The sequence below is a fragment of the Vulgatibacter sp. genome (genome assembly GCF_041687135.1).
Taxonomy (GTDB): Bacteria; Myxococcota; Myxococcia; order Myxococcales; family Vulgatibacteraceae; genus JAWLCN01.
Map to the genome: position 1 here is coordinate 443,811 of NZ_JAWLCN010000002.1, position 19,064 is coordinate 462,874.

The 19,064-nt window shown below is 71.9% G+C and carries 19 protein-coding genes; 6 read left to right on the forward strand and 13 right to left on the reverse strand.

Features of this window, described 5'->3' with window-relative positions:
• Positions 1–62 precede the first annotated feature (62 nt).
• The 3 genes from crtD to ACESMR_RS05740 are packed head-to-tail and all read left to right on the forward strand — an operon-like array spanning position 63 to position 3,540.
• Positions 63–1,568 (forward strand): 1-hydroxycarotenoid 3,4-desaturase CrtD, encoded by a 1,506-nt coding sequence (gene crtD / locus ACESMR_RS05730; RefSeq protein WP_373045842.1) that lies wholly within the window; start codon positions 63–65, stop codon positions 1,566–1,568.
• Positions 1,565–2,419, forward strand: coding sequence for a hypothetical protein (locus ACESMR_RS05735; protein WP_373045844.1), 855 nt, complete (start codon positions 1,565–1,567; stop codon positions 2,417–2,419). The genes crtD and ACESMR_RS05735 overlap by 4 nt, the downstream gene beginning before the upstream one ends.
• Positions 2,416–3,540 carry a glycosyltransferase gene (locus ACESMR_RS05740; RefSeq protein WP_373045846.1) on the forward strand — a complete coding sequence of 375 codons (1,125 nt, stop codon included), beginning with the start codon at positions 2,416–2,418 and terminating at the stop codon, positions 3,538–3,540. Before ACESMR_RS05735 ends, ACESMR_RS05740 begins: the two co-directional genes overlap by 4 nt.
• Here the strand turns inward: ACESMR_RS05740 and ACESMR_RS05745 are convergent.
• The 9 genes from ACESMR_RS05745 to ACESMR_RS05785 form a co-directional block, all read right to left on the reverse strand.
• The gene (locus ACESMR_RS05745) at positions 3,515–4,252 is read right to left on the reverse strand and encodes a lysophospholipid acyltransferase family protein (RefSeq protein WP_373045848.1); all 738 of its coding nucleotides are present in this window, start codon (positions 4,250–4,252) and stop codon (positions 3,515–3,517) included. The genes ACESMR_RS05740 and ACESMR_RS05745 overlap by 26 nt on opposite strands.
• Positions 4,249–5,703, reverse strand: a complete 1,455-nt coding sequence (locus ACESMR_RS05750; protein WP_373045850.1) for an NAD(P)/FAD-dependent oxidoreductase — start codon at positions 5,701–5,703, stop codon at positions 4,249–4,251. Before ACESMR_RS05750 ends, ACESMR_RS05745 begins: the two co-directional genes overlap by 4 nt.
• A 58-nt stretch (positions 5,704–5,761) precedes the next feature.
• Positions 5,762–6,496, reverse strand: a complete 735-nt coding sequence (locus tag ACESMR_RS05755; RefSeq protein ID WP_373045852.1) for an SIMPL domain-containing protein — start codon at positions 6,494–6,496, stop codon at positions 5,762–5,764.
• Positions 6,497–6,601: 105 nt separating this feature from the next.
• Positions 6,602–7,045, reverse strand: coding sequence for an ester cyclase (locus ACESMR_RS05760; protein ID WP_373045854.1), 444 nt, complete (start codon positions 7,043–7,045; stop codon positions 6,602–6,604).
• A gap of 77 nt (positions 7,046–7,122) precedes the next feature.
• Positions 7,123–7,725: a DUF3365 domain-containing protein gene (locus ACESMR_RS05765; RefSeq protein ID WP_373045856.1), complete on the reverse strand. Its 603-nt coding sequence runs from the start codon at positions 7,723–7,725 to the stop codon at positions 7,123–7,125.
• A 72-nt stretch (positions 7,726–7,797) separates the two neighbouring features.
• Positions 7,798–7,998, reverse strand: a complete 201-nt coding sequence (locus tag ACESMR_RS05770) for a cold-shock protein (RefSeq protein WP_373045857.1) — start codon at positions 7,996–7,998, stop codon at positions 7,798–7,800.
• Positions 7,999–8,098: 100 nt separating this feature from the next.
• On the reverse strand, positions 8,099–8,221 hold the full coding sequence (locus ACESMR_RS05775; RefSeq protein ID WP_373045859.1) for a hypothetical protein: 123 nt from the start codon (positions 8,219–8,221) through the stop codon (positions 8,099–8,101).
• A 76-nt stretch (positions 8,222–8,297) separates the two neighbouring features.
• Positions 8,298–9,236 (reverse strand): phytoene/squalene synthase family protein, encoded by a 939-nt coding sequence (locus ACESMR_RS05780; RefSeq protein WP_373045861.1) that lies wholly within the window; start codon positions 9,234–9,236, stop codon positions 8,298–8,300.
• Positions 9,226–10,728: a phytoene desaturase gene (locus tag ACESMR_RS05785; protein ID WP_373045863.1), complete on the reverse strand. Its 1,503-nt coding sequence runs from the start codon at positions 10,726–10,728 to the stop codon at positions 9,226–9,228. The genes ACESMR_RS05780 and ACESMR_RS05785 overlap by 11 nt, the downstream gene beginning before the upstream one ends.
• A gap of 72 nt (positions 10,729–10,800) precedes the next feature.
• Here ACESMR_RS05785 and ACESMR_RS05790 point away from each other — a divergent pair, with 72 nt between their 5' ends.
• Complete coding sequence (locus ACESMR_RS05790; protein ID WP_373045865.1) at positions 10,801–11,721, forward strand: MerR family transcriptional regulator; 921 nt, start codon at positions 10,801–10,803, stop codon at positions 11,719–11,721.
• On the forward strand, positions 11,718–12,485 hold the full coding sequence (locus ACESMR_RS05795; RefSeq protein ID WP_373045867.1) for a hypothetical protein: 768 nt from the start codon (positions 11,718–11,720) through the stop codon (positions 12,483–12,485). Before ACESMR_RS05790 ends, ACESMR_RS05795 begins: the two co-directional genes overlap by 4 nt.
• A 12-nt stretch (positions 12,486–12,497) precedes the next feature.
• Here ACESMR_RS05795 and ACESMR_RS05800 read toward each other — a convergent pair whose 3' ends face one another.
• The 4 genes from ACESMR_RS05800 to ACESMR_RS05815 form a co-directional block, all read right to left on the reverse strand.
• Positions 12,498–12,926, reverse strand: coding sequence for a hypothetical protein (locus ACESMR_RS05800; RefSeq protein ID WP_373045869.1), 429 nt, complete (start codon positions 12,924–12,926; stop codon positions 12,498–12,500).
• Positions 12,927–13,032: 106 nt separating this feature from the next.
• A complete protein-coding gene (locus tag ACESMR_RS05805; protein WP_373045871.1) occupies positions 13,033–13,500 on the reverse strand; it encodes a DUF962 domain-containing protein in 468 nt (155 codons plus the stop codon).
• 55 nt (positions 13,501–13,555) lie between these two features.
• Positions 13,556–14,722: a deoxyhypusine synthase family protein gene (locus ACESMR_RS05810; protein WP_373045873.1), complete on the reverse strand. Its 1,167-nt coding sequence runs from the start codon at positions 14,720–14,722 to the stop codon at positions 13,556–13,558.
• A 118-nt stretch (positions 14,723–14,840) separates the two neighbouring features.
• The gene (locus ACESMR_RS05815) at positions 14,841–15,410 is read right to left on the reverse strand and encodes a Uma2 family endonuclease (protein WP_373045874.1); all 570 of its coding nucleotides are present in this window, start codon (positions 15,408–15,410) and stop codon (positions 14,841–14,843) included.
• A 338-nt stretch (positions 15,411–15,748) separates the two neighbouring features.
• Between ACESMR_RS05815 and uvrA the strand changes: the two genes are divergently transcribed.
• Positions 15,749–18,616, forward strand: a complete 2,868-nt coding sequence (gene uvrA, locus ACESMR_RS05820; protein WP_373045876.1) for an excinuclease ABC subunit UvrA — start codon at positions 15,749–15,751, stop codon at positions 18,614–18,616.
• Positions 18,617–19,064 lie beyond the last annotated feature (448 nt).

Below are 19,064 nucleotides of genomic sequence, written 5' to 3' on the forward strand. Positions count from 1 at the left end.
GCTGCGCGACGGCCTGCTAAGCCTTCCCTGTGAGCGCGCCCCGCAATACGCCCCGGGTGGTGGTGATTGGTGGAGGAGTGGCCGGATTGGCCGCTGCGCTGGAGCTGGCGTGGGCGGGGCTCGAGGTGGTGCTCCTCGAAAAGGGAGCCGTTCCCGGCGGAAAACTCGCCGTGCACGCGGTGGGCGGAAAACCGATCGACGCGGGCCCCACCGTGCTGACCATGCGTTGGGTCTTCGACGAGCTCCTCGCCAGGGGCGGCACCTCCCTCGCCGATCACCTGCGGCTGGAGCCTTGCGAGATCCTCGCCCGCCACGCCTTTGCCGACGGCAGCCGCCTCGACCTCTTCGCCGATGCCGCCCGCACCGAGGCGGCGATCGGCGATCTCGCCGGGGCTGCCGAGGCGGCGGGGTACCGCGCGTTCCGCACCTACGCCCGCAGGATCTACGAGACGGTGGAGAAGCCCTTCCTCCGCTCCCAGCGTCCCGGCGTCACCGGGATGATGGGAACCGCGGGCCTTCGGCTCTACGGGCAGCTCAAGGCGATCGATCCGTGGCGGACGATGTGGAAGGCCCTCGGGGATCACTTCCGCGATCCACGGCTGCTGCAGCTCTTCGGGCGCTACGCCACCTATACCGGCTCCTCGCCCTTCCTCGCGCCGGCGACGCTCCACCTCGTCGCCCACGTCGAGGGCGAGGGGGTCTGGCGGGTCCCCGGCGGCATGTACCAGCTGGGCGAGCTCCTGACCGAGCTGGCCCGGCGCGCCGGCGTCCGGATCGCCTGCCAGGCCGACGTCGCCGCGATCACCACCAGCGCCGGCGCCGCCGACGGTGTGGTCCTGCACGGCGGCGAGCGTCTCGAAGCCGACGCGGTGATCTGCAACGCCGACGCTGCGGCGCTCGCAGCAGGCGCCTTCGGGGCGAACGTCGCACGCGGTGCGCGCGCCACCGAGCCACGGGAGCGCTCCCTCTCCGCGGTGGTGCTCCTGCAGGTGGCGAAGGCCCGCGGCTTTCCGCTGGTGCGCCACAACGTCTTCTTCGGCGGCGACAGCGAGCGGGAGTTCCGCCAGCTCTTCGCCGGCGCTAGCATCCCCGACGATCCGACCGTCTACGTCTGCGCCCAGGATCGCGGCGATGCGGAGGGAGCGGTCGACGGTGCCGAGCGGCTCCTCGTCCTCGTCAACGCACCGGCGGTGGGTGGATCCCTGGGGGAGCGGGAGATCGAGGCATGTCGGGAACGCGCGACGCAGGCACTGGCACGAGCGGGCCTGCGCCTCGAGGTGGAGGCGTCGGAGACGCTGGGGCCGGCGGATTGGGCGGCGCGTTTTCCGGCGACGGGCGGCGCGCTCTACGGCAGGGCTTCGCACGGATGGAATGCGGCGTTCCTGCGGCCGGGGGCCAGGACGCAGACGGCGGGGCTCTACCTGGCGGGCGGGAGCGTCCACCCGGGGGCGGGGGTCCCGATGGCGGCGCAGAGTGGCCGCCTCGCAGCGCAGGCCCTGCTCGAGGACCTCGCTTCGACCAGGCGCTTCCAGCCGGCGGCTATGCGTGGTGGTACGTCGACGGGGTGAGCGACGACGGGCGGCACGGCCTCACCGCCATCGCCTTCCTCGGCTGCGTCTTCTCGCCTTCCTATTTCGCCGCGCGGAAGGCGGGGGCGGCGGATCCGCTGCGCCATTGTGCGATCAACCTGGCGCTCTACGGCCCCGCCGCCACCTGGGTGATGACCGAGCGCGATCGCGGCATCGATCGCGGCGCCGCGCATCTCTGCCTCGGGAGCAGCAGCGTGCGCTGGGAGGGCGACGCGCTGGTGGTGGAGATCGACGAGCGGAGTTCGCCCTTCCCCGCCCCGCTGCCCCGGCGCGTCCGCGGCCGGATCCGGATCCGGCCCGCTGCGCCGGCGGGGCCCGCGGTGGAGCTGGCGCCGGGCCATCGCTGGTGGCCGGTGGCGCCGGTGGCGCGGATCGAGGTGGAGATGGAGGCGCCGCAGCTGCGCTGGAGCGGCGCCGGCTACCACGACACCAACCAGGGGGACGCTCCCCTCGACGTGGCCTTCCGCGGGTGGAGCTGGGGACGGACCAGCAGCACGAACGAAGCGGCGATCCACTACGACGTGGTTCGTGCCGATGGCGCCAGGCACGCGGTGGCGCTGCGCTGCGATCGGGACGGCGTGGCGCCAGCCGAGCCGGCGCCGTGGCAGCGGGTGCGCCGGTCCGCCTGGGGGATCGAGCGGCAGGTGCGCGGCGAAGCGCTGCGGCTCACGCAGACGATGGAGGACACCCCCTTCTACACACGCTCGCTGCTTTCCGGGCGCCTCGGCGGCGCGCCGGCGGTGACGGTGCACGAGGCGCTCTCCCTCGAGCGCTTCCGCAGCGGCTGGGTGCGCTTCCTGCTGCCCTTCCGGATGCGGCGGGAGCGATGAGCTTCGGGGTCGCAGCGGCGCTGCTCCTCGCTTTGGTGCCGGTGGTCGTGGGGGCGGTGGCCTGGGTGCGGGCGGCTGCGTTCTGGCGCAGGCCGCAGCGCCAGGCGGGACCGCCCGGGCACGTGCTCGTGGTGCGGCCGCTGGCAGGCGCCGACGCGCTGCTCTCCCCCGCGCACCCGCGCGCCACCTGCTGGTTCGCGGTGGCGGACCGCGACGACGCCGCCTTCCCTGCTGCCGAGGCGGCCTGCGCCGCGCTCCGTGCTGCAGGAAGCGACGCGGAGGTGGTGCTGACCGGCGGGGACCGGGGCCTTCCGAACCACAAGGCGGCGCAGCTCGCCTTCTGCCTCGAGCGCGCGGGGGATCGCTTCGACGTTCTCGTCTGCGCCGACGGCGACGTGGAGCTCGAGGCGCTGGAACCGCTGCTCGCGCCGCTGCGCTGGGGCGCTGCTGCGACCTGGGCGCCGCCGGTGGAGACGGGCGCCGCCGCCTCCTTCGGCGATCGCGCCTCGCATGCGCTCCTCGGCGGATCGCTCCACGCCTTTCCGCTGCTGGCGGGGATCGATCCGCGTGGCCTCGTGGGCAAGCTCTTCGCGGTGCGGGTGGAGCCGCTCCGCCGGATCGGCGGCTTCGAGGCGCTCGCCCGCTACCTCGGCGAGGATATGGAGCTGGCGCGGCGGCTCCTCGCAGTAGGCGAGCGGATCGAGGCGGTGCCGCTCCGGGCGCGCTCGCTGGTGGCGGGGCGATCGCTCGCGAGCGTGGCCGATCGCTACCACCGGTGGATGCTGGTGGTCCGCGGACAGCGGCCGCACCTCCTCGCCAGCTACCCGCTCCTCTTCGCGCCGCTGCCGGGGATCGTGCTCCTCGGCCTCGCTGCGGGAAGCGCCGAGGCGATCCTCCTCGGGGTCGCGGGCCGCTGGCTCACGGCGCTGGCTGCGCGCCACGTGGCCCACGGGAGCTTCGCGCCACTCGACGCAGCGGTGGACGCGATCCTCGCCGATGCGCTTCTTTTGGCAGCGCTGGTGCGGGCGCTGGTGAGCAGGCAGCTCGCCTGGCGCGGCCGCCGGCTCTCGCTCGCGCGTGACGGAACGCTGCAGGTCAGCCGCGAACCGCGCCCCTGGTGAAGAAGGCGAGCCAGCGCTCCGCGAGCTTCGCCAGCGGCTCGGCGCTCCCCTCGAGCAGCGTCTCCCAGCCCTCCACCGAGCCCGCCCGCAGATCGAGATCGATCCCGTCGAGCAGCTCCACCACCGCGCGCTCCTGCCTGCTGGCGAGCAGATCGACGGAAGGCAGGGGATCGATCGGCGCGCCCACGGCGATGCGCAGCTCCGGCTTCTCCGCCTCGCCGAATTCGTAGCGGAGGGCCACCGGCAGGGTTCGCACCTGGGCCAGCCGGGCCATCGCCGCGGCGCCGCTGGCGAAGCCCAGGGGCCGCTCGGAGATTGGCCGCTCCCGGCCCTGGGGGAAGACCCAGACCAGCCTGCCGGGTTCGCGGAGCAGCTTCGCCCCGTAGCGCAAGGCCGCCGCTGCGTCGCCGGGGCGGTCGAGGTCGGCGCCGAAGCCGCCGATCCGCGCGAAGAAGGGAAGCCGCCGCAGGTTCTTCGCGTCCATGAGCGCGTAGCCGTCGAGCTTCGTCGCCGCCTCGTTCAGCACCAGGGCGGCGAGCGGATCCCACCAGGCGGTGTGGTTCGAGACCGCGAGGAGCGAGCCCGCCGCTGCGGCCTCGCTGGCGTGGGCCGCTCCCTTCACCCGCACCGCGGAGAAGCTCCTGCGCATGCGGCCGCGGATCTGGCCGGCGAACCAGCGGGAGAAGGCCGCGCTCTTCGCTGCAGGGATCAACTCACGTTCCTTTCGGAGCGGCCGCCGGGGGCCAGGGCCCCAGCCATGCGCAGCCCCCAGCGGCCCACCGCGCCGGCGCCGAGCCGCGCGAAGACGTCCCGGTAGACCCGCGGCCTGCGCAGCGAGGTGCGGTGGAGGAAGCGCACGAAATCGCCCATCGCCATCTCGTCCCGCAGGAGCGCGGCGTAGGCTTCGGGCCCCATGCCGTGGAGCGTGCCGAAGGCGGTGTCGAGGAGCTCGTTGAGCGCCGCCGCCTGCGCCGGATCCTGTGGCGGCGAGGCGAGGAGGAGCGCCAGCGCCCCGGTGCCGCGGTGGATGGGCCTGTCGTCCACGATGCAGGCGAGGCGCTGCTGCGAGAAGTCGCCGTCCGCCAGCGCCGCGACGACGGCGTCGCGCACGGGTCCGAGCGAGCGCAGCGTCGCCCCGAAGCCGCAGAAGGTGAGGGGCGAATGGCGGGCGGCGGCGTCGCCCACGAGCGCGATGCGCGGCCCCGGCGGCGCAGGGGGCGGGGCGAGGCGCGACCAGCCGGGGATGAAGCCGAAGGTGGGGCGCACGAGCCGCGTGGCGCCGCGTTTGTAGCGGGGCAGCGTCTCGAAGAAACGCGCGTAGAGGCGCAGCAGCTCGCCGGAGCGGATGCTCGAGGCGAAGGCGTAGTGGAAGAGGTAGACGGTGGTCTCGCCGGGCCTGCCGGGGAAGGCCTCCCAGACGTGCTGCCGCCCGGCCTCCACGCCTTCGGTGCTGGCCAGGATCTCGCCGACCCGCGGATCGATCTGCCCGGCCCCGCTCCCCTCCTCGATGCCGGCGATCACCCCGCCCACCGTGGGGCAGGTGAGATCGGCGGTGGCGAAGGGGCTGCTCGCGCCGCGGCCGTCGAGGAGGATTCGGGCGGTGGCGTCTGCGCCGTTGCGGAAACGCAGGACGATCCCGCCCGGGCCTGCAGCGTGTGCCGCCAGCTCGTGCCCGTCGAAGAAGGCGACGCCGGCCTCCTCCGCCAGGCGCCGCGCCAGCTGCAGCAGCCCGCCTGCGTCCACCGCGTGATCGAGGACGCCCTCCACCGGCCAGCTGGCGCCGCCGTGCCACGCGCAGGTGCCGTGGTCGTAGCGCGCCACCACCAGCTCGTCGAGCGCCTCGGCGCGAAGGAGCCCTGTGTCCACCAGGGCCTGCAGCTCGGGGCCGCTCGCGTTCCACTCCCGGTGGGCGACGGCGGCGCGGCGCCGCTCGAAGACCGCCACCCGCAAGCCCGCCGCGGCGAGGAGCGGGGCGTGGAGGATCGAGAGGCCGCCGCCCACCAGCGCCACGTCGTAGTCGGGGCGCGCGGCTGCATCCGGTGGACGTGGTGCAGCCGCCTCCGGTGGGCTCGCCTCCCGGGTGCGGTCGAGATGGAGGAGGCGCTCGAGGAGCTCCTCGCCGCCTGCCTCCCGCACGATCGCCGCCGCCTGCTGCTCGTTCACCCGGCTCTCCTCGCGCTTCGTCCCCGGTGCATCCGATGCCCGGGGACGGCGCCGGTCGCTACTTCTGCCGGATCTCGTAGCGCACGGTCACCGAGGCGCGGACCGTGAGCTCGCCGGGCGAGACGGGCGTGTCGCCGCCCTTCATCGCCCGCGCCTCCATCATCATCGGCTGCGGCGGCTCGAACTGCAGGCCGCTCTCCCGGGCCTCGAGCAGCCGACCCATGCCGACGCCCAGGGACTCCGCCAGCGCCTGGCTCTTCTCCCGCGCCTTCTCGGAGGCGAGGCGCAGCGCCCGCAGGTAGTGGGGCTGGTCGTCGGCGAGCTCGAACTGGATCCCCTCCACCGTGTTGGCGCCGCCGCCGATCGCCGCGTCGATCACGTCGCCGACGCGCTCGCCGCCCTTGCCCTTCTGCAGCGGCAGCTCGACCCGCACCACGTTGGAGGCGCGGAAGCCCACCAGCCGCGGCCCCTCGTGCGGCCCCTGCGGGCGCTCGTTGTAGTCGTAGACCGGCTGGAGCTCGAGGCGCTCGGTGGAGATCCGCTCGGCGGGGATGCCGCGATCGCGCAGCGCCTTCGTCACCCGCTGCATCGCCTCGCTCACCCGCTGCTGCGCGCGGCGGGCCTCCTTGTCCTGGTGCTGCACACCGAAGCGGACCACCGCGCGATCCGGGGCGACGCGGACCTCGCCGGTCGCCTCCGCGCCGAGGAAGGGAAGCTGCGGCGGCAGCATCTGCTGCTGTGCAGCGGCGGGAAGGGCGAGGAGCAACAGACAAGAAACGATCAGGGCACGCATGAAGAACCTCCTGCAGTACCGGGACGGCGCACGTGGACAATTCTTCACGTGCCGGCGCCGGCTGGCCCGCAGTCTGCCCGATCGGATCGGCCCGGTCGCCGCCTTTTAGGCGGGGGGCGAGGGTCTGTCGAAGGGGAGGACCGCCTCCGTCCCGTGGGGCACGAGGCCGAGGAGCTCGCCGAAATGCGGCGTGTCCCAGGCGCTCCACTGCTCCACGAGGAGCCCGTCGCGGAAGCGGAGGAGCGAGAGGCCCGTCACCAGCATCGGCTCCCCGCGGACGATGCACTCGCCGCTCCAGCGCAGCGCGATGCGGTCGCCGGCCTCCACGAGCTCGTCCACGAAGAGCTGCATCTCGAGGGCGGAGGCGGTGGTGAGCAGGAGCTCGAAGCCGGTGCGGTCGAGGGTGCCGCGGAAGGGATCGTGGATCAGGCAGTCGGGGGCGCAGAGCTGGTCGAAGACCTCCGGGCGGCGCTCGTTCCAGATCGCGTCGAAGATCCGGCGGGCCCGCTCGGCGTTGGTTCCGGCGGCGTTCGTGTCGCGAGGGTCCATGTCGCTAAGCTGGGCACCACGTCGCCGCGAATCAGCGAGGCCCCTCCCGCCCTCCGGGGCGCACGACGGCGAGTGGCTCAGGGCCCGGTGCGGGAAGGCGCCACCTCGACCTGGAAGGCGCCCCGGAGCTCGCCGACGGCGAATCCCGTGGCGCGATCGGCCGGATAACGTTCCCGCAGGGCTTCCTGCACCGAGGGATCGATCGATTCGCCGTGGCAGAGCGTGCAGAGCGGCTGGGTGGCGATGGGACGAACCACGCCGATGCGGTCGCCGCCGAGATCGAAGACCGCAGGCTGCGCCGAGGCCGCAGGGCCGCCTGCATGGCGCGCGAGCCAGGGCTTCACCCACGGGCGCGGCGCGTTGGCGGGGTTGCGAAGCTTGTGGCTGGTGCGGCCGAGACGCACGCCGTGCGCCGCGGCGATCCGCGCGGTGAGCACCTGCGCCTCGGTGGAGCAGACCTCCACCGCGCTGGCGGGCCCCCCGCTGCCGATCGCTTCGGCGAGGCGCGCCCCGAGGGTCGACCCCAGCTCGCGGATCGCTGCATCCGCCCGGGCCAGCCTCTCGGCGAGGGCGGAATCGGTGGGATCGAGCTGCCGTGGCGGCGGCGCCTCCGGCGTGACGCCGGACGCGGCGGTGGAGCAGGCAGCGAGGAGAAGGGGGAGCAGCAGGGCGGTGCGCATCGGACCTCCGGTAGACCCAGCTGCGAGCCGGGCAAGGGCCTGTTGGATCGCCGCCGCCGCTGCGGCTCCGATTCAGACCCGCCGGACGTTGGCGGCCTGCAATCCCTTCGGCCCCTCGGTGACCTCGAACTCCACGCGCTCGCCCTCCGCCAGGGAGCGGAAGCCCTCGGTCTGGATCGCCGTGTGGTGCACGAAGACGTCCTCGCCGTCGTCCTGCGAGATGAAACCAAAGCCCTTGACGTCGTTGAACCACTTCACCGTGCCCTGCGCCATCTGTGCCCTCGCATCCTTCCGGGTTCACTCCCGGTCCCGACCGACAATGGGGCGTTGCCTGCTCCCCAGGCAAGCGCCGCCGCCCGTCGGGGGACGCTGATCAGGTCGCGACCAGGAGGGTGAGGACCGCGCAGCCGAGGGCGATCCAGAAACCCGGGCGAGCAGCGGTCGCCAGGTCGCGAAAGATGTAGAAGCTCTCCTCCAGACTCCGTGCCGACGCCATCCCACGCCCTCCTGCAACGCCTGGAGGGTGCGCACCGCCGCCTACACGGCCAAGCCCCCTGCAGCCCTGCAGGTGGTCAGCGGACGGCGTCGAGGAGGAAGCGCGCCGGCTCGAGCGGTGGCGCGTCGCAGGCGCGCCGGGGCCAGCAGAGGGCGAGGCAGGACCGGAGGAGCAGCGCGATCTTGCGGCGCCGCGGGACCACCGCCCGGCGCGAAACCGCGTCGCATCCCGCCGCGCGGATGCGCTCGCCGATGGCGGCGTAGACGAGGCGCGCCGCGCGGATCGCCGGCCTGCAGGAGGCAGGGAGCGCCGGGATCCCCCGGTCGGCGCTGGCGTAGAGGCGATCGGCCTCGGCGAGGAGGCGCTCCACCACACCGGCGAGCGCGGCGCCGTGGACCGGGGCGCGGAGGAAGGCGTCGGGATCGATCCCGGCCTCCCGCATCCAGGCGAGCGGCAGGTAGAGCCGCCCGGCACGGGCGTCCTCGCCCACGTCGCGGGCGATGTTGGTGAGCTGCATCGCCACGCCGAGATCGCAGGCCCTGGCGAGGACCGCGGGATCCCGCTCGCCCATGAGCAGGGTCATCGCCACGCCCACGGTGGAGGCGACCCGCACCGAGTAGGCGACGACGTCGTCGAGGGTCTCGTAGCGCCGCCCCGCCGCGTCCCAGGCGAAGCCCTCGAGGAGCGCGTCGAGGGGCGCGCGGGGGAGGCGGTGGCGGTGCACCACCGCTGCCAGCGCCCGCTCGACGGGATCGGGCGCAGGTGCTCCCGCGTAGACCCGGTCGAGGAGGTGATGCAGGCCGGCGAGGGCTTCGGCGCGGGCGGCGCCTGCGTCGTCGATGGCGTCGTCGGCGACGCGGCAGAAGGCGTAGAGCGCGGTGGCGGGAACGCGGACGTGCCGCGGCAGGATCCGCGACGCGGCGGCGAAGCTCTTCGAACCGGCCCGGAGGAGCGCGCCGCAGCGGGCGAGATCGGCGGGATCGAGCGCCGGCGCCGGCAGCGCCTCAGCGTGCATCCGGCACCACGCTGTCCAGCACCCGGGCCGAGGAGAGCACGCCGGGCATACCGGCGCCCGGGTGCGTCCCCGCGCCAACGAGGTAGAGCCCCTCGAGATCCTCGCTGCGGTTGTGGGGCCGGAAGAAGGCGCTCTGGGTGAGCACCGGCTCGAAGGAGAAGGCGGCGCCGCGGAAGGAGTTGAGCCGCGACTCGAAATCGAGGGGGGTGAGGAGGCGCGAGGTGGCGAGGGCGCCGGAGAGGCCGGGCATCACCGTGCGCTCGAGGTAGGCCTCGATCTTCTTGCGGTAGCGCTCCGCCTGCACGCTCCAGTCGACGCCGCTCTGCTGGTGGGGCACCGGCGAGAGCACGTAGAAGGCGTCGCAACCCGCAGGCGCCAGCGAGGGATCGGTGGCGGTGGGCCGGTGGAGGTAGAGGCTGAAGTCCTCGGCGAGGATCTTCCGCTCGAAGATGTCGGCGAGCAGCTCCCGGTAGCGCGGCCCGAGGAGGATGGTGTGGTGGGCCACGTTCTCGTATTTGCGCTTGGTGCCGAAGTACCAGACGAAGAGGCTCATCGAGTAGCGGGCGCGATCGATCCGCGCGTCGGTCCAGGTGCGCCGCGCTTCCGGCGGCACGAGATTGCGGTAGGTCCAGGCGGCGTCGGCGTTGGAGACCACCACGTCGGCGGCGAGCCGCTCTCCGTCCTCGAGCTCGACGCCGGTGACCCGCCTGCCCGCCACGGTGATCCGGCGCACCGGCGCGTTGCAGCGCACCGTTCCGCCCTGCCCTTCGATCAGCCCCACCAGGCCGCCGACGAGGGCGCCGGTTCCGCCCATCGGGAAGTGCACGCCCCACTTCCGCTCGAGGAAGGCGATCAGGCTGTAGATCGAGGTGGTGGAGAAGGGATTGCCGCCGACCAGCAGCGGATGGAAGCTGAAGACCTGCCGGAGCCGCTCGTCGCGGACGTGTTTGCTCACCAGGCCGTAGACGGTCCGGTAGCTCTCCAGCTTGATCATCTCGGGGACGATCCGGAGCATCGACGACCAGCTGCCGAAGGGCACGTGGGCGAGCTGCTCGAAGCCGACGCGGAAGATCGCCTCGCTGGTGCGGACGAAGCGCTCGTACCCCTCCACGTCGCCGGGGGAGAAGCGCTCCACCTCCCGGCGCATCGCCGCCGGATCGCCGGTGTAGTCGAAGTGGGATCCGTCGTCGAAGCGCACCCGGTAGAAGGGCGTCACCGGACGCATGTCGATCTCGTCGTCCATGCGTTTGCCGCAGAGCGACCAGAGTTCCTCGAAGAGGAAGGGGGCGGTGACCACCGTCGGTCCGGCGTCGAAGGTGAAGCCGTCCTGCCGGTGCACGTAGGCCCTGCCGCCCGGTGCGTCGAGCTTCTCGAGCACGGTGACGCGGTAGCCCCGTGCGCCGAGGCGCACCGCTGCGGCGAGACCGCCGAAGCCGCTTCCGATCACGATCGCCTGCCGCTCCACCCGTTCGCTCACCATGGGGGCGAGCATAACGTTGGCCGCAACCTTTGACAAACGATGTGCAGAGACCGTAGCTAGGCGTGAACCCGGGGGTATTTGCAGATGGCCACGTCTCCAGAGCTCGGCCGCTACCGGATCCAGGCAGTCGCCCAGATGACCGGCGTGCCGGCAGCGACGCTCCGCGCCTGGGAGCGGCGCTACGGGGTGCCCACCCCGGCGCGGACCGCCTCCGCCTACCGGCTCTACAGCGACAGGGACGTGGAGCTCGTCACCCGGATGCGGGATCTGCTCGCCGAGGGGATCGCCGCCGCCCAGGCGGCGGCGACGGTCCTCGCCCTGCCCCTCCCCGCCCCTGCGGCAGGTAGCGCCGATGCCTGGGAGCAGGCCGGCGCGGCGATCGTCGAGGCGACGCGGCGCTTCGACGTCGCCGCCCTAGAGGGGGCGGTGCGGCAGGCGCTGACGCTGGGTTCCGCGGCGACGATCTACGAGCGGGTCCTCGGGCCCACCCTGCGCGAGGTGGGGGACCTCTGGCACGCGGGGCTCCTCTCGGTGGCCCAGGAGCACCTCGCCACCCAGGTGCTGGAGAGCACGGTCCGCTCGATGCTCCGGCTGGTCCAGCCCCCGACACCTGCACGCGCCGTCGTTCTCGGCTGCATGGCGGAGGAGACCCACACCCTCGGCCTCTATGGGGCGGCCTTCCACTTCACCGGCTGGGGCTACCGCACCGTGATCCTGGGCGCCCGCACCCCGCCCGAGGCTGTCGCCGACGCGGTGGCGGGCATCGAGCCAGCGGCGGTGGGGCTCTCGATGGTGATGCCGCTCCCGCGGGCTGCCGCACGGCGGCTCCTCGCCGCGTACGGGGAAGCGTGCGGATCGATCCCCCTCCTGCTGGGCGGCAGGGCAGCACCCTCCTTAGCTTCTCTGGTCGAGGAGCTGGGCGGGCTCTGCGTCGGCGAGGATCTCGTCGGGGCACGGGGCCGCGTCGAAGCCCTCCTCGCCACGAGACAACGGAGGAAGGGATGAGATGGACGGCGGCGATTTGGCTCCTCGCGCTGGCCCCGACGGGGGCGCTGGCCAACGACGCGGAGGGGAGCCCGTCGCCGCCAGCCACCGCGGAAGTTCCGGTCGCCGAGCCCGCGGCGGTCGAGGAGTGGTGGGCGGGGCACCAGGTGGTCTTCGGCACCCGCAAGGTCCCGATCCTCGGCAGCCTCGACACCCGCACCGACAGCTTCCTGCTCGCCCGGGTGGTGCGCGAGGGGGACGAGCTCCTTCTCGAGCAGCGCTCCTGTCGCTTCGAGATCGCGAAGGTGGCGGGGGTGCGCGTCTCCTTCCGCGAGGGCGCCACCTTTCCCCCGGCGACGATCCGCTTCCAGCGCACGGGCGACCGCTTCGTCGCCCAGCCCTGGAGCACCACCTGGAGCGACGAGGACATCGACGGCGACGGCAGGCCCGGCGCCACGGTGGAGGTCGATGCGCCGATCTGCGGCGGCTCGCTCTTCGTCGGCGCCAGCAGCCGCTCGCTCGCTCGTGGCGAGGAGCGCGACGGCGCCCTCCGCGGCGAGGTGCGGGTCGAGGTGGCGCAGCAGATCCTCGGCACCTCCGGCAGCTGCCTCGAGATGATGGCGAGGGACAGCACCGAGCGGGTCAGCGGTAGCTTCGCCTACAAGCGGGTTCCGCCCGGGACCACCTGCGAGTCGCTGCTGCAGGCCGCGTGGCCGGTGCAGGCGGACGAACCTCGCCGCCGCGCGGCACCTGCACCCGAGCGGCGGCGGATCCATCTGCGCTGACGACCGGGCGGATCAGTCGGCGAAGGTCTCGAGCTCGGTGGCGTCTTCCTGCTGCGCTTCGAGGGTGTCGGTTCCGTCGCCCAGGGGATCCACCTCGCCGATGCGGTTCGAGTCACCGACGGTGCCGATGTCCTCGAGGGGATCGACCTCGCCGATGGGGTCGACGTCGAACGTACCGATGTCCTGATCCCGTTCCAGGTCGCCCACCCCGGTGTCGAACGCCGAATCGCCGAGGTTCGGCTGGCTGAGATCCTGGTTGCCCGGGCTGCCGAGGGGATCGACCGCCTGCCCGAAGGCATCGTTCCGTTCGTCGTCGTCGCCGATGGGATCGATCGGATTGAGGACCACGTCCTCCTGCGCCCGCTCCGCCGCGGAGCCCTCGACGCCCTGCTCTGCCACCTGGGCGGAGGCCGCCACGGGAAGCGCCAGGGCTACTGCCAACAAGATTCGTAGAGAACGCATGTCACTTACGCTGCGCAGCCGGTGGCCTTCGTGCAGCGGCCTGCCGAAAGCAGCGGAGCCGGCCCTGCGGGGACCGGCTCCGTCGTCAATCGGCGTTGGGAGCGGCGGCTCGCTCGGGCGGCCAGTCGCCGGTGAGCACCGCCACGAAGAAGAGCGGGCCCACCAGGGCCTGGAGCAGGTTGGTGAGGAAGGCAGGCTGCTTCTTCTCCCAGACCACGTGGCCTGCGAGCTGGACGAGCCAGCCCACCACCGCGATCCCCACCACCACCGGCCACGGGGTGATCCGGCCCAGGGGGAAGCAGAGCGCGAAGAGCACCGCCATGATCAGCGCCAGGCGCACGTGCAGGCGCAGGTACCAGGCGATGGCGAGCACGTAGCCGACCCAGGCGGCGGTGATGGTGACGCCTGCCACCTCCACCAGCGCGATCCAGTCGAGCATCGCGACGATGTGGAAGACGATCAGCGGGATCGCGATCTTGTGGGTCAACCGGTTGGTCGGGTGCCGGTGGCTGTCGGCGTAGTCCTCGAAGAGGCGCTGGAGCTTCTCGTTCATCGTCCCCTCCGAGCGTTCGGGGCCCGCCCACAGGCGCGCGGGCCCCACGGATGTTTCAGCGCTGGAACTCTTCGGGCGTCTCGTAGACCCCCTCGAGGAGCTGGTCGCGGCGGGCGGCCACGTCGGCGTCGAGTCGCTGCAGCGCCTCGGGAAGCCGGTCGTACATCCGCTTGTGCGCGCGGCGCTTGTCGCCGTGGAAGAGCGCGTGGGTCACCCACGGCAGCACCGACGTGACGTCGGTGCGGACGTAGGCGGAGTTGAACTCCACGCACTCCGCCGAGACCTTGCCCCAGGTGTGGCCCTCGCCAGCGGGGCAGGAGGAGAGCGCGCCGTTGTCCACCACCTCGACGCAGAACTGCACGTCGATGTCGAAGCCGCGGGCGTCGAGCTCGAGGATCTGGCCGAGGGTGGGCTCGCCCTGGAGCGTGTAGTTCTTGGGCACGCCGCCCCCGAGGATCCAGACCGCGGTGTCGCCCTCGTTCTGCGCCAGCCACTGCAGCGCCGCCATGGCGTAGACGTCGGCGTTGATGTCGAGGGCGAATTTGAACTTCTCGCCGAGGGCCGCCTTGAGGCGCACGGCGTTGAGGAAGATCGAGCCGTCCTGCGGCGCGCCGACGAAGATGGGCACGCCGAATTTGTAGGCGGTGGCCAGCAGCGAGTGCTGGTCGACGCCGACCTTCGACTCGAGCTCGTAGAGGTGCTTGCCGAGGAGGTGGTGGAACTCCGCGGTGGTCATCGTCCGCTGGAACTCGGGCATCGCCATCAGCCAGGCGAAGAGCCGGTCGGTGCGGAGCAGCACGTCCTCGGGGAAGGCGATGTCGTAGATGCGGATGATCCGCGCCTCGCGGAGCATGGTGTCGCCTGCGTCGGGGGCGATCTCCTTGAGCCGGAAGCCGAGGACGCGGTGGGCGTCGTGGTAGAGGTTCGCGCCCGTGGTGGTGAGCACGTCGATCATGCCGCGCTCGATCATCGGAACGATGCAGGAGCGGTGGAGCCCCGCCGGCGTCATCGCGCCGGACATGGTGCAGAAGACGAAGTTGCCGCTGTCGACGCTCTTCTGCATCAGCCTGGCGCCCTCGCGGACCTGGCGGCCGACGTAGGCGGGGAAGGCGCTGGCGAGCAGCTCGATCGGCGACTCGTTGCCGGTGATGGCGCGGGGGCGGACCTCGCGCGACTGCTCGAAGGCCTCGAGGACTTCCTGGGCGACGTTGTTCTCGGACATGGCGGACCTCTACCTGCGTGCGATGGGCTGCATGACGACCGCGCGGGATGCGGCCTGCCCAACCGGCGGCGGAACCTACACGTTCCCAACCGCACCTGTCTCCCCCTTCGCGTGCGGGTCAGGGCTGCGGCGGAGGGGGCGTCGGCAGCCAGAGGGCAGCGAGTTCGAGAGGAGCGGCGTCGAAGGGCGGTGCGTGCACCGCATCGTTCCCGGCAAGGACGTGCGCGACCTGCCAATGGCTGCCCGCGCGCCGGTAGACCTCGAGCATGCGCGCCAGCGGATCGACGAGCCAGACCCACTCCACCTCGGCGGCGGCATACGCGGGCAGCTTGGCGGCGCGGTCGACCCGAGTCGTCGAGGGCGAGAGGACTTCGCAGACCCAGTCCGGAGCCAGGGTGAACGCCGGCGTGTCCGGCACGACCGGCATCCGGCTCGTCCGCCATCCCGCCAGGTCGGGGATCAGGATGTCGTCGCCGAGGTGGAGCTCGGGCTCGATGTGGAACCACCAGCCCCCTGGCCCCCCGCGACTGCGCTGGAAGGGCCCGAAGAGCTCCCCGGTGAGAGCCGTGGCGGCGTGGCCGTGCGGCGAGGCAGGCCGGGGGCTGACCACCAGCTCGCCGCCGACGAACTCGCCGTAGAACCGCTCGGGTAGCGCCTCGATCCGCGCTACCGCCTCTTTCCGCGTCATCCCCATGGGAACCTCAACGTGCGCACCGGCTTCCATCGTGCCCTCCCCTTGCTCGAACCGGAAAGAGCTTGCCACGGGGGTCTGACATCAGGCCGGGCGCCGGGCTGCCTGCCGGCGGGCCGACCGGCGCAACCCGGGCAACTTCCTCGGCCTTCCGCTGTTGCGGGGAGACGACGGAGGTGTCGATGCATCGGAAGCCGGGCCACGGGCGGCGGGAGAGCAGCACGCAGCAGGTGTCGGCGCGCGAGGTCGAGGTCCCCGCCCCGGAGAGGGGGGCTCGACAGGACGCGCCCACCCCGCTATACCCCGACGCTCAGCCTGAACGGATGGTCACGTACATGGAGCCCGATTCGATCCTCATCCGCGGCGCCCGCGAGCACAACCTCAAGGACGTCACCCTCGAGATCCCCAAGAAGAAGCTGGTGGTCTTCACCGGCGTCTCGGGCTCGGGCAAATCCTCGCTCGCCTTCGACACGCTCTACGCCGAAGGCCAGCGCCGCTACGTGGAGAGCCTCTCCTCCTACGCCCGGCAGTTCCTCGGGCAGATGGAGAAGCCGAAGTACGACACGATCCGCGGCCTCTCCCCCACCATCTCGATCGAGCAGAAGGCGGCCTCGTCCAACCCGCGCTCGACGGTGGGCACGATCACCGAGGTGCAGGACTACCTCCGCGTGCTCTTCGCCTCGATCGGCGTGCAGCACTGCCCCACCTGCGAGCGACCGGTGGGCAGGCAGTCGGCGCAGCAGATGGTCGAGACCATCCTCGAGATGCCCGCTGGCTCCAAGGTGCAGGTCCTCGCCCCGCTGGTGCAGAACCGCAAGGGCGAGTACCGCGAGGTGATCGAGGACGCGAAGAAGCGGGGCTTCACCCGCATGCGCGTCGACGGCCGCGTCGTGGACATCACCGCCGAGAAGGTGGTGCTCGACAAGAAGAGCAAGCACGACCTCGAGCTCGTCGTCGACCGCCTGGTGGTCAAGCCCGAGATCCGCACCCGCCTCACCGACTCGGTGGAGACGGCGCTGCGCGAGGGCAAGGGTCTGATGATCCTCGCCGACGGCGCTGCGGAGAAGGCGAACGACCGCTTCTTCAGCGAGCACAACGCCTGCCACCACTGTGGCCTCTCCTTTGGTGAGCTCTCGCCGCAGTCCTTCTCCTTCAACTCGCCGCTGGGCTTCTGCCAGGCCTGCAACGGCCTCGGCTCCAGGCCCGAGATGGATCCGGAGCTCATCGTCCCGGACCAGAGCCTCTCGATCCACGGCGGCGCGGTGGCCCCCTGGGCCAGCGGCGTCACCCGCGGCGAGGGCTGGACCGCCGATCTGGTCGAGCAGCTCGGCAAGGCCTTCGACATCGATCTCGACAAGCCCTGGGAGAAACTCCCGAAGAAGCAGCGCGACCTCGTCCTCTACGGCACCGGCGGCAAGGAGTTCACCGTCACCTGGAAGGACGCAGCGGGCTCGGGCCGGTACAAGATCGACTGGGAGGGCGTGGTCAACCAGCTGATGCGCCGGTTCAAGAACACCGCCTCGGAGCAGATGAAGCGCTACTACATGCGCTTCTTCAGCGACAAGGCGTGCTCGGATTGCGGCGGCGCCCGCCTCAAGCCCGAGAGCCGGGCGGTGAAGATCCACGGCCTCGCCATCCACGAGCTCGCCCGCCGCACCATCGGCGAGGCCCACGGCTGGGTGAAGGACGTGGAGCTGGTCGGCGCCGAGGAGCAGATCGCCAAGGAGCTGCGCAAGGAGATCCTCGCGCGGCTGGGCTTCCTCCTCGACGTGGGTCTCTCGTATCTGACCCTCGACCGGCCGGCGGGATCGCTCTCGGGTGGCGAGAGCCAGCGCATCCGGCTCGCCTCGCAGATGGGCTCCGAGCTCACCGGCGTGATCTACATCCTCGACGAGCCGTCGATCGGCCTCCACCAGCGCGACAACGGCAAGCTCCTCGCCACCCTGAAGCGCCTCCGCGACATCGGCAACTCGGTGATCGTGGTGGAGCACGACGAGGAGACGATGGAGGAGGCGGACTGGATCGTCGACTTCGGTCCAGGCGCGGGCGAGCTCGGCGGCCAGGTGGTGGCGCAGGGCACGCCGCAGCAGCTGATGCGGGACGAGCAGTCGATCACCGGCGCCTTCCTCTCCGGCCGCCGCGAGATCGAGATCCCGGCGCAGCGCCGGCCCGGCAACGGCAAGTTCATCCAGGTGCTGGGCGCCGCCGAGCACAACTTGAAGGGAATTGACGTCGCCTTCCCCCTGGGCCAGCTGGTCGCCGTCACCGGTGTCTCCGGCGCCGGCAAGTCCACGCTGGTCAACAAGATCCTCTACCCGGCGCTGGCCCGCTCCCTCCACGACGGGCGCACGCACCCGGGCAGGCACAAGGCGATCACCGGCCTCGAGTACGTCGACAAGGTGATCGACATCGACCAGAAGCCGATCGGCCGCACCCCGCGGTCCAATCCGGCGACCTACACCAAGATCTTCGACTCGATCCGCAACGTCTTCGCCGAGACGCCGGAGGCCCGCGCCTTCGGCTACACGCCGGGCCGCTTCTCCTTCAACGTGAAGGGCGGTCGCTGCGAGTCCTGCGAGGGCGACGGCGTGAAGCTCGTCGAGATGCACTTCCTGCCGGACGTCTACGTGACGTGCGAGACGTGCAACGGCAAGCGCTTCAACGACGCCACCCTGCGCGTGCGCTTCAAGGGGAAGAACATCGCCGAAATGCTGGAGATGAGCGTGCGCGAGGCGCTCGAGCACTTCTCGCTCCACAAGGAGATCGTCCGGGGGCTCACCACCCTGGCCGACGTGGGCCTCGGCTACGTGAAGCTCGGGCAGCCCTCCCCCACCCTCTCCGGCGGCGAGGCGCAGCGGATCAAGCTCGCCCGGGAGCTGGCGAAGGTCGGCACCGGCCAGACCATCTACATCCTCGACGAGCCCACCACCGGCCTCCACTTCGCCGACATCGAGAAGCTGCTGCAGGTGCTCCACCGGCTCACCGACGCCGGGAATACCGTGGTGGTGATCGAGCACTCCCTCGACGTGATCAAATGCGCCGACCACGTGATCGACATCGGTCCCGAAGGTGGCGAGGGGGGCGGCACGCTGGTGGTCGAGGGCACGCCGGAGCAGGTGGCGGCCTGCCCCGAGAGCCACACCGGCCGCTACCTGGCGCAGGTGCTGGAGAAGCACGCCCGGCGGCAGAAGCGCAGGGCCTGATTGCGCGTCGGAAGGAAAGCGCCGGCAGCGGTACGCCCCTGTCGATGGCGCTTCCCTCGGGCTGCTACGAACTAGACACAAATCGGGGCTTGACCCAGCGCCGCGAACCCCGGGGCAGTCGATGACAACGCTGATCTGGCACGCTCGCCTATTGCGCGGCCGCGGGGAATCTCACTCCGCGGCCGCGCAGACGCAGGCGCTGACGCGACACGCCGCCGCGAGCAACGGGCACCACCGTGGTTGGTCTTACCGCAACTCGAGCAGCCCCTCGCCACCGCGCGAGTGCGAAGCGTAGTCGCGAGGACTTGGACAACGACGACGCACGCCGCACTCACGGCCGCGTTAGCTCCTACCGAAGCACAGGCAATTCCTAGAACCGGTTTGGCGACGGGCGGCGCGGCACCCGCTTGGGGCGTTGCGCCGTGTCTTACGCCAACTCTACAAGGGA

Bases quoted from the DNA above. Each gene is read 5' to 3' on its own strand.
- ACESMR_RS05740 (WP_373045846.1), top strand. From the start codon at position 2,416: ATGAGCTTCGGGGTCGCAGCGGCGCTGCTCCTCGCTTTGGTGCCGGTG.
- ACESMR_RS05755 (WP_373045852.1), bottom strand. From the start codon at position 6,496: ATGCGTGCCCTGATCGTTTCTTGTCTGTTGCTCCTCGCCCTTCCCGCC.
- ACESMR_RS05760 (WP_373045854.1), bottom strand. From the start codon at position 7,045: ATGGACCCTCGCGACACGAACGCCGCCGGAACCAACGCCGAGCGGGCC.
- ACESMR_RS05765 (WP_373045856.1), bottom strand. From the start codon at position 7,725: ATGCGCACCGCCCTGCTGCTCCCCCTTCTCCTCGCTGCCTGCTCCACC.
- ACESMR_RS05770 (WP_373045857.1), bottom strand. From the start codon at position 7,998: ATGGCGCAGGGCACGGTGAAGTGGTTCAACGACGTCAAGGGCTTTGGT.
- ACESMR_RS05775 (WP_373045859.1), bottom strand. From the start codon at position 8,221: ATGGCGTCGGCACGGAGTCTGGAGGAGAGCTTCTACATCTTTCGCGAC.
- ACESMR_RS05780 (WP_373045861.1), bottom strand. From the start codon at position 9,236: ATGCACGCTGAGGCGCTGCCGGCGCCGGCGCTCGATCCCGCCGATCTC.
- ACESMR_RS05785 (WP_373045863.1), bottom strand. From the start codon at position 10,728: ATGCTCGCCCCCATGGTGAGCGAACGGGTGGAGCGGCAGGCGATCGTG.
- ACESMR_RS05790 (WP_373045865.1), top strand. From the start codon at position 10,801: ATGGCCACGTCTCCAGAGCTCGGCCGCTACCGGATCCAGGCAGTCGCC.
- ACESMR_RS05795 (WP_373045867.1), top strand. From the start codon at position 11,718: ATGAGATGGACGGCGGCGATTTGGCTCCTCGCGCTGGCCCCGACGGGG.
- ACESMR_RS05805 (WP_373045871.1), bottom strand. From the start codon at position 13,500: ATGAACGAGAAGCTCCAGCGCCTCTTCGAGGACTACGCCGACAGCCAC.
- ACESMR_RS05810 (WP_373045873.1), bottom strand. From the start codon at position 14,722: ATGTCCGAGAACAACGTCGCCCAGGAAGTCCTCGAGGCCTTCGAGCAG.
- ACESMR_RS05815 (WP_373045874.1), bottom strand. From the start codon at position 15,410: ATGACGCGGAAAGAGGCGGTAGCGCGGATCGAGGCGCTACCCGAGCGG.
- uvrA (WP_373045876.1), top strand. From the start codon at position 15,749: ATGGAGCCCGATTCGATCCTCATCCGCGGCGCCCGCGAGCACAACCTC.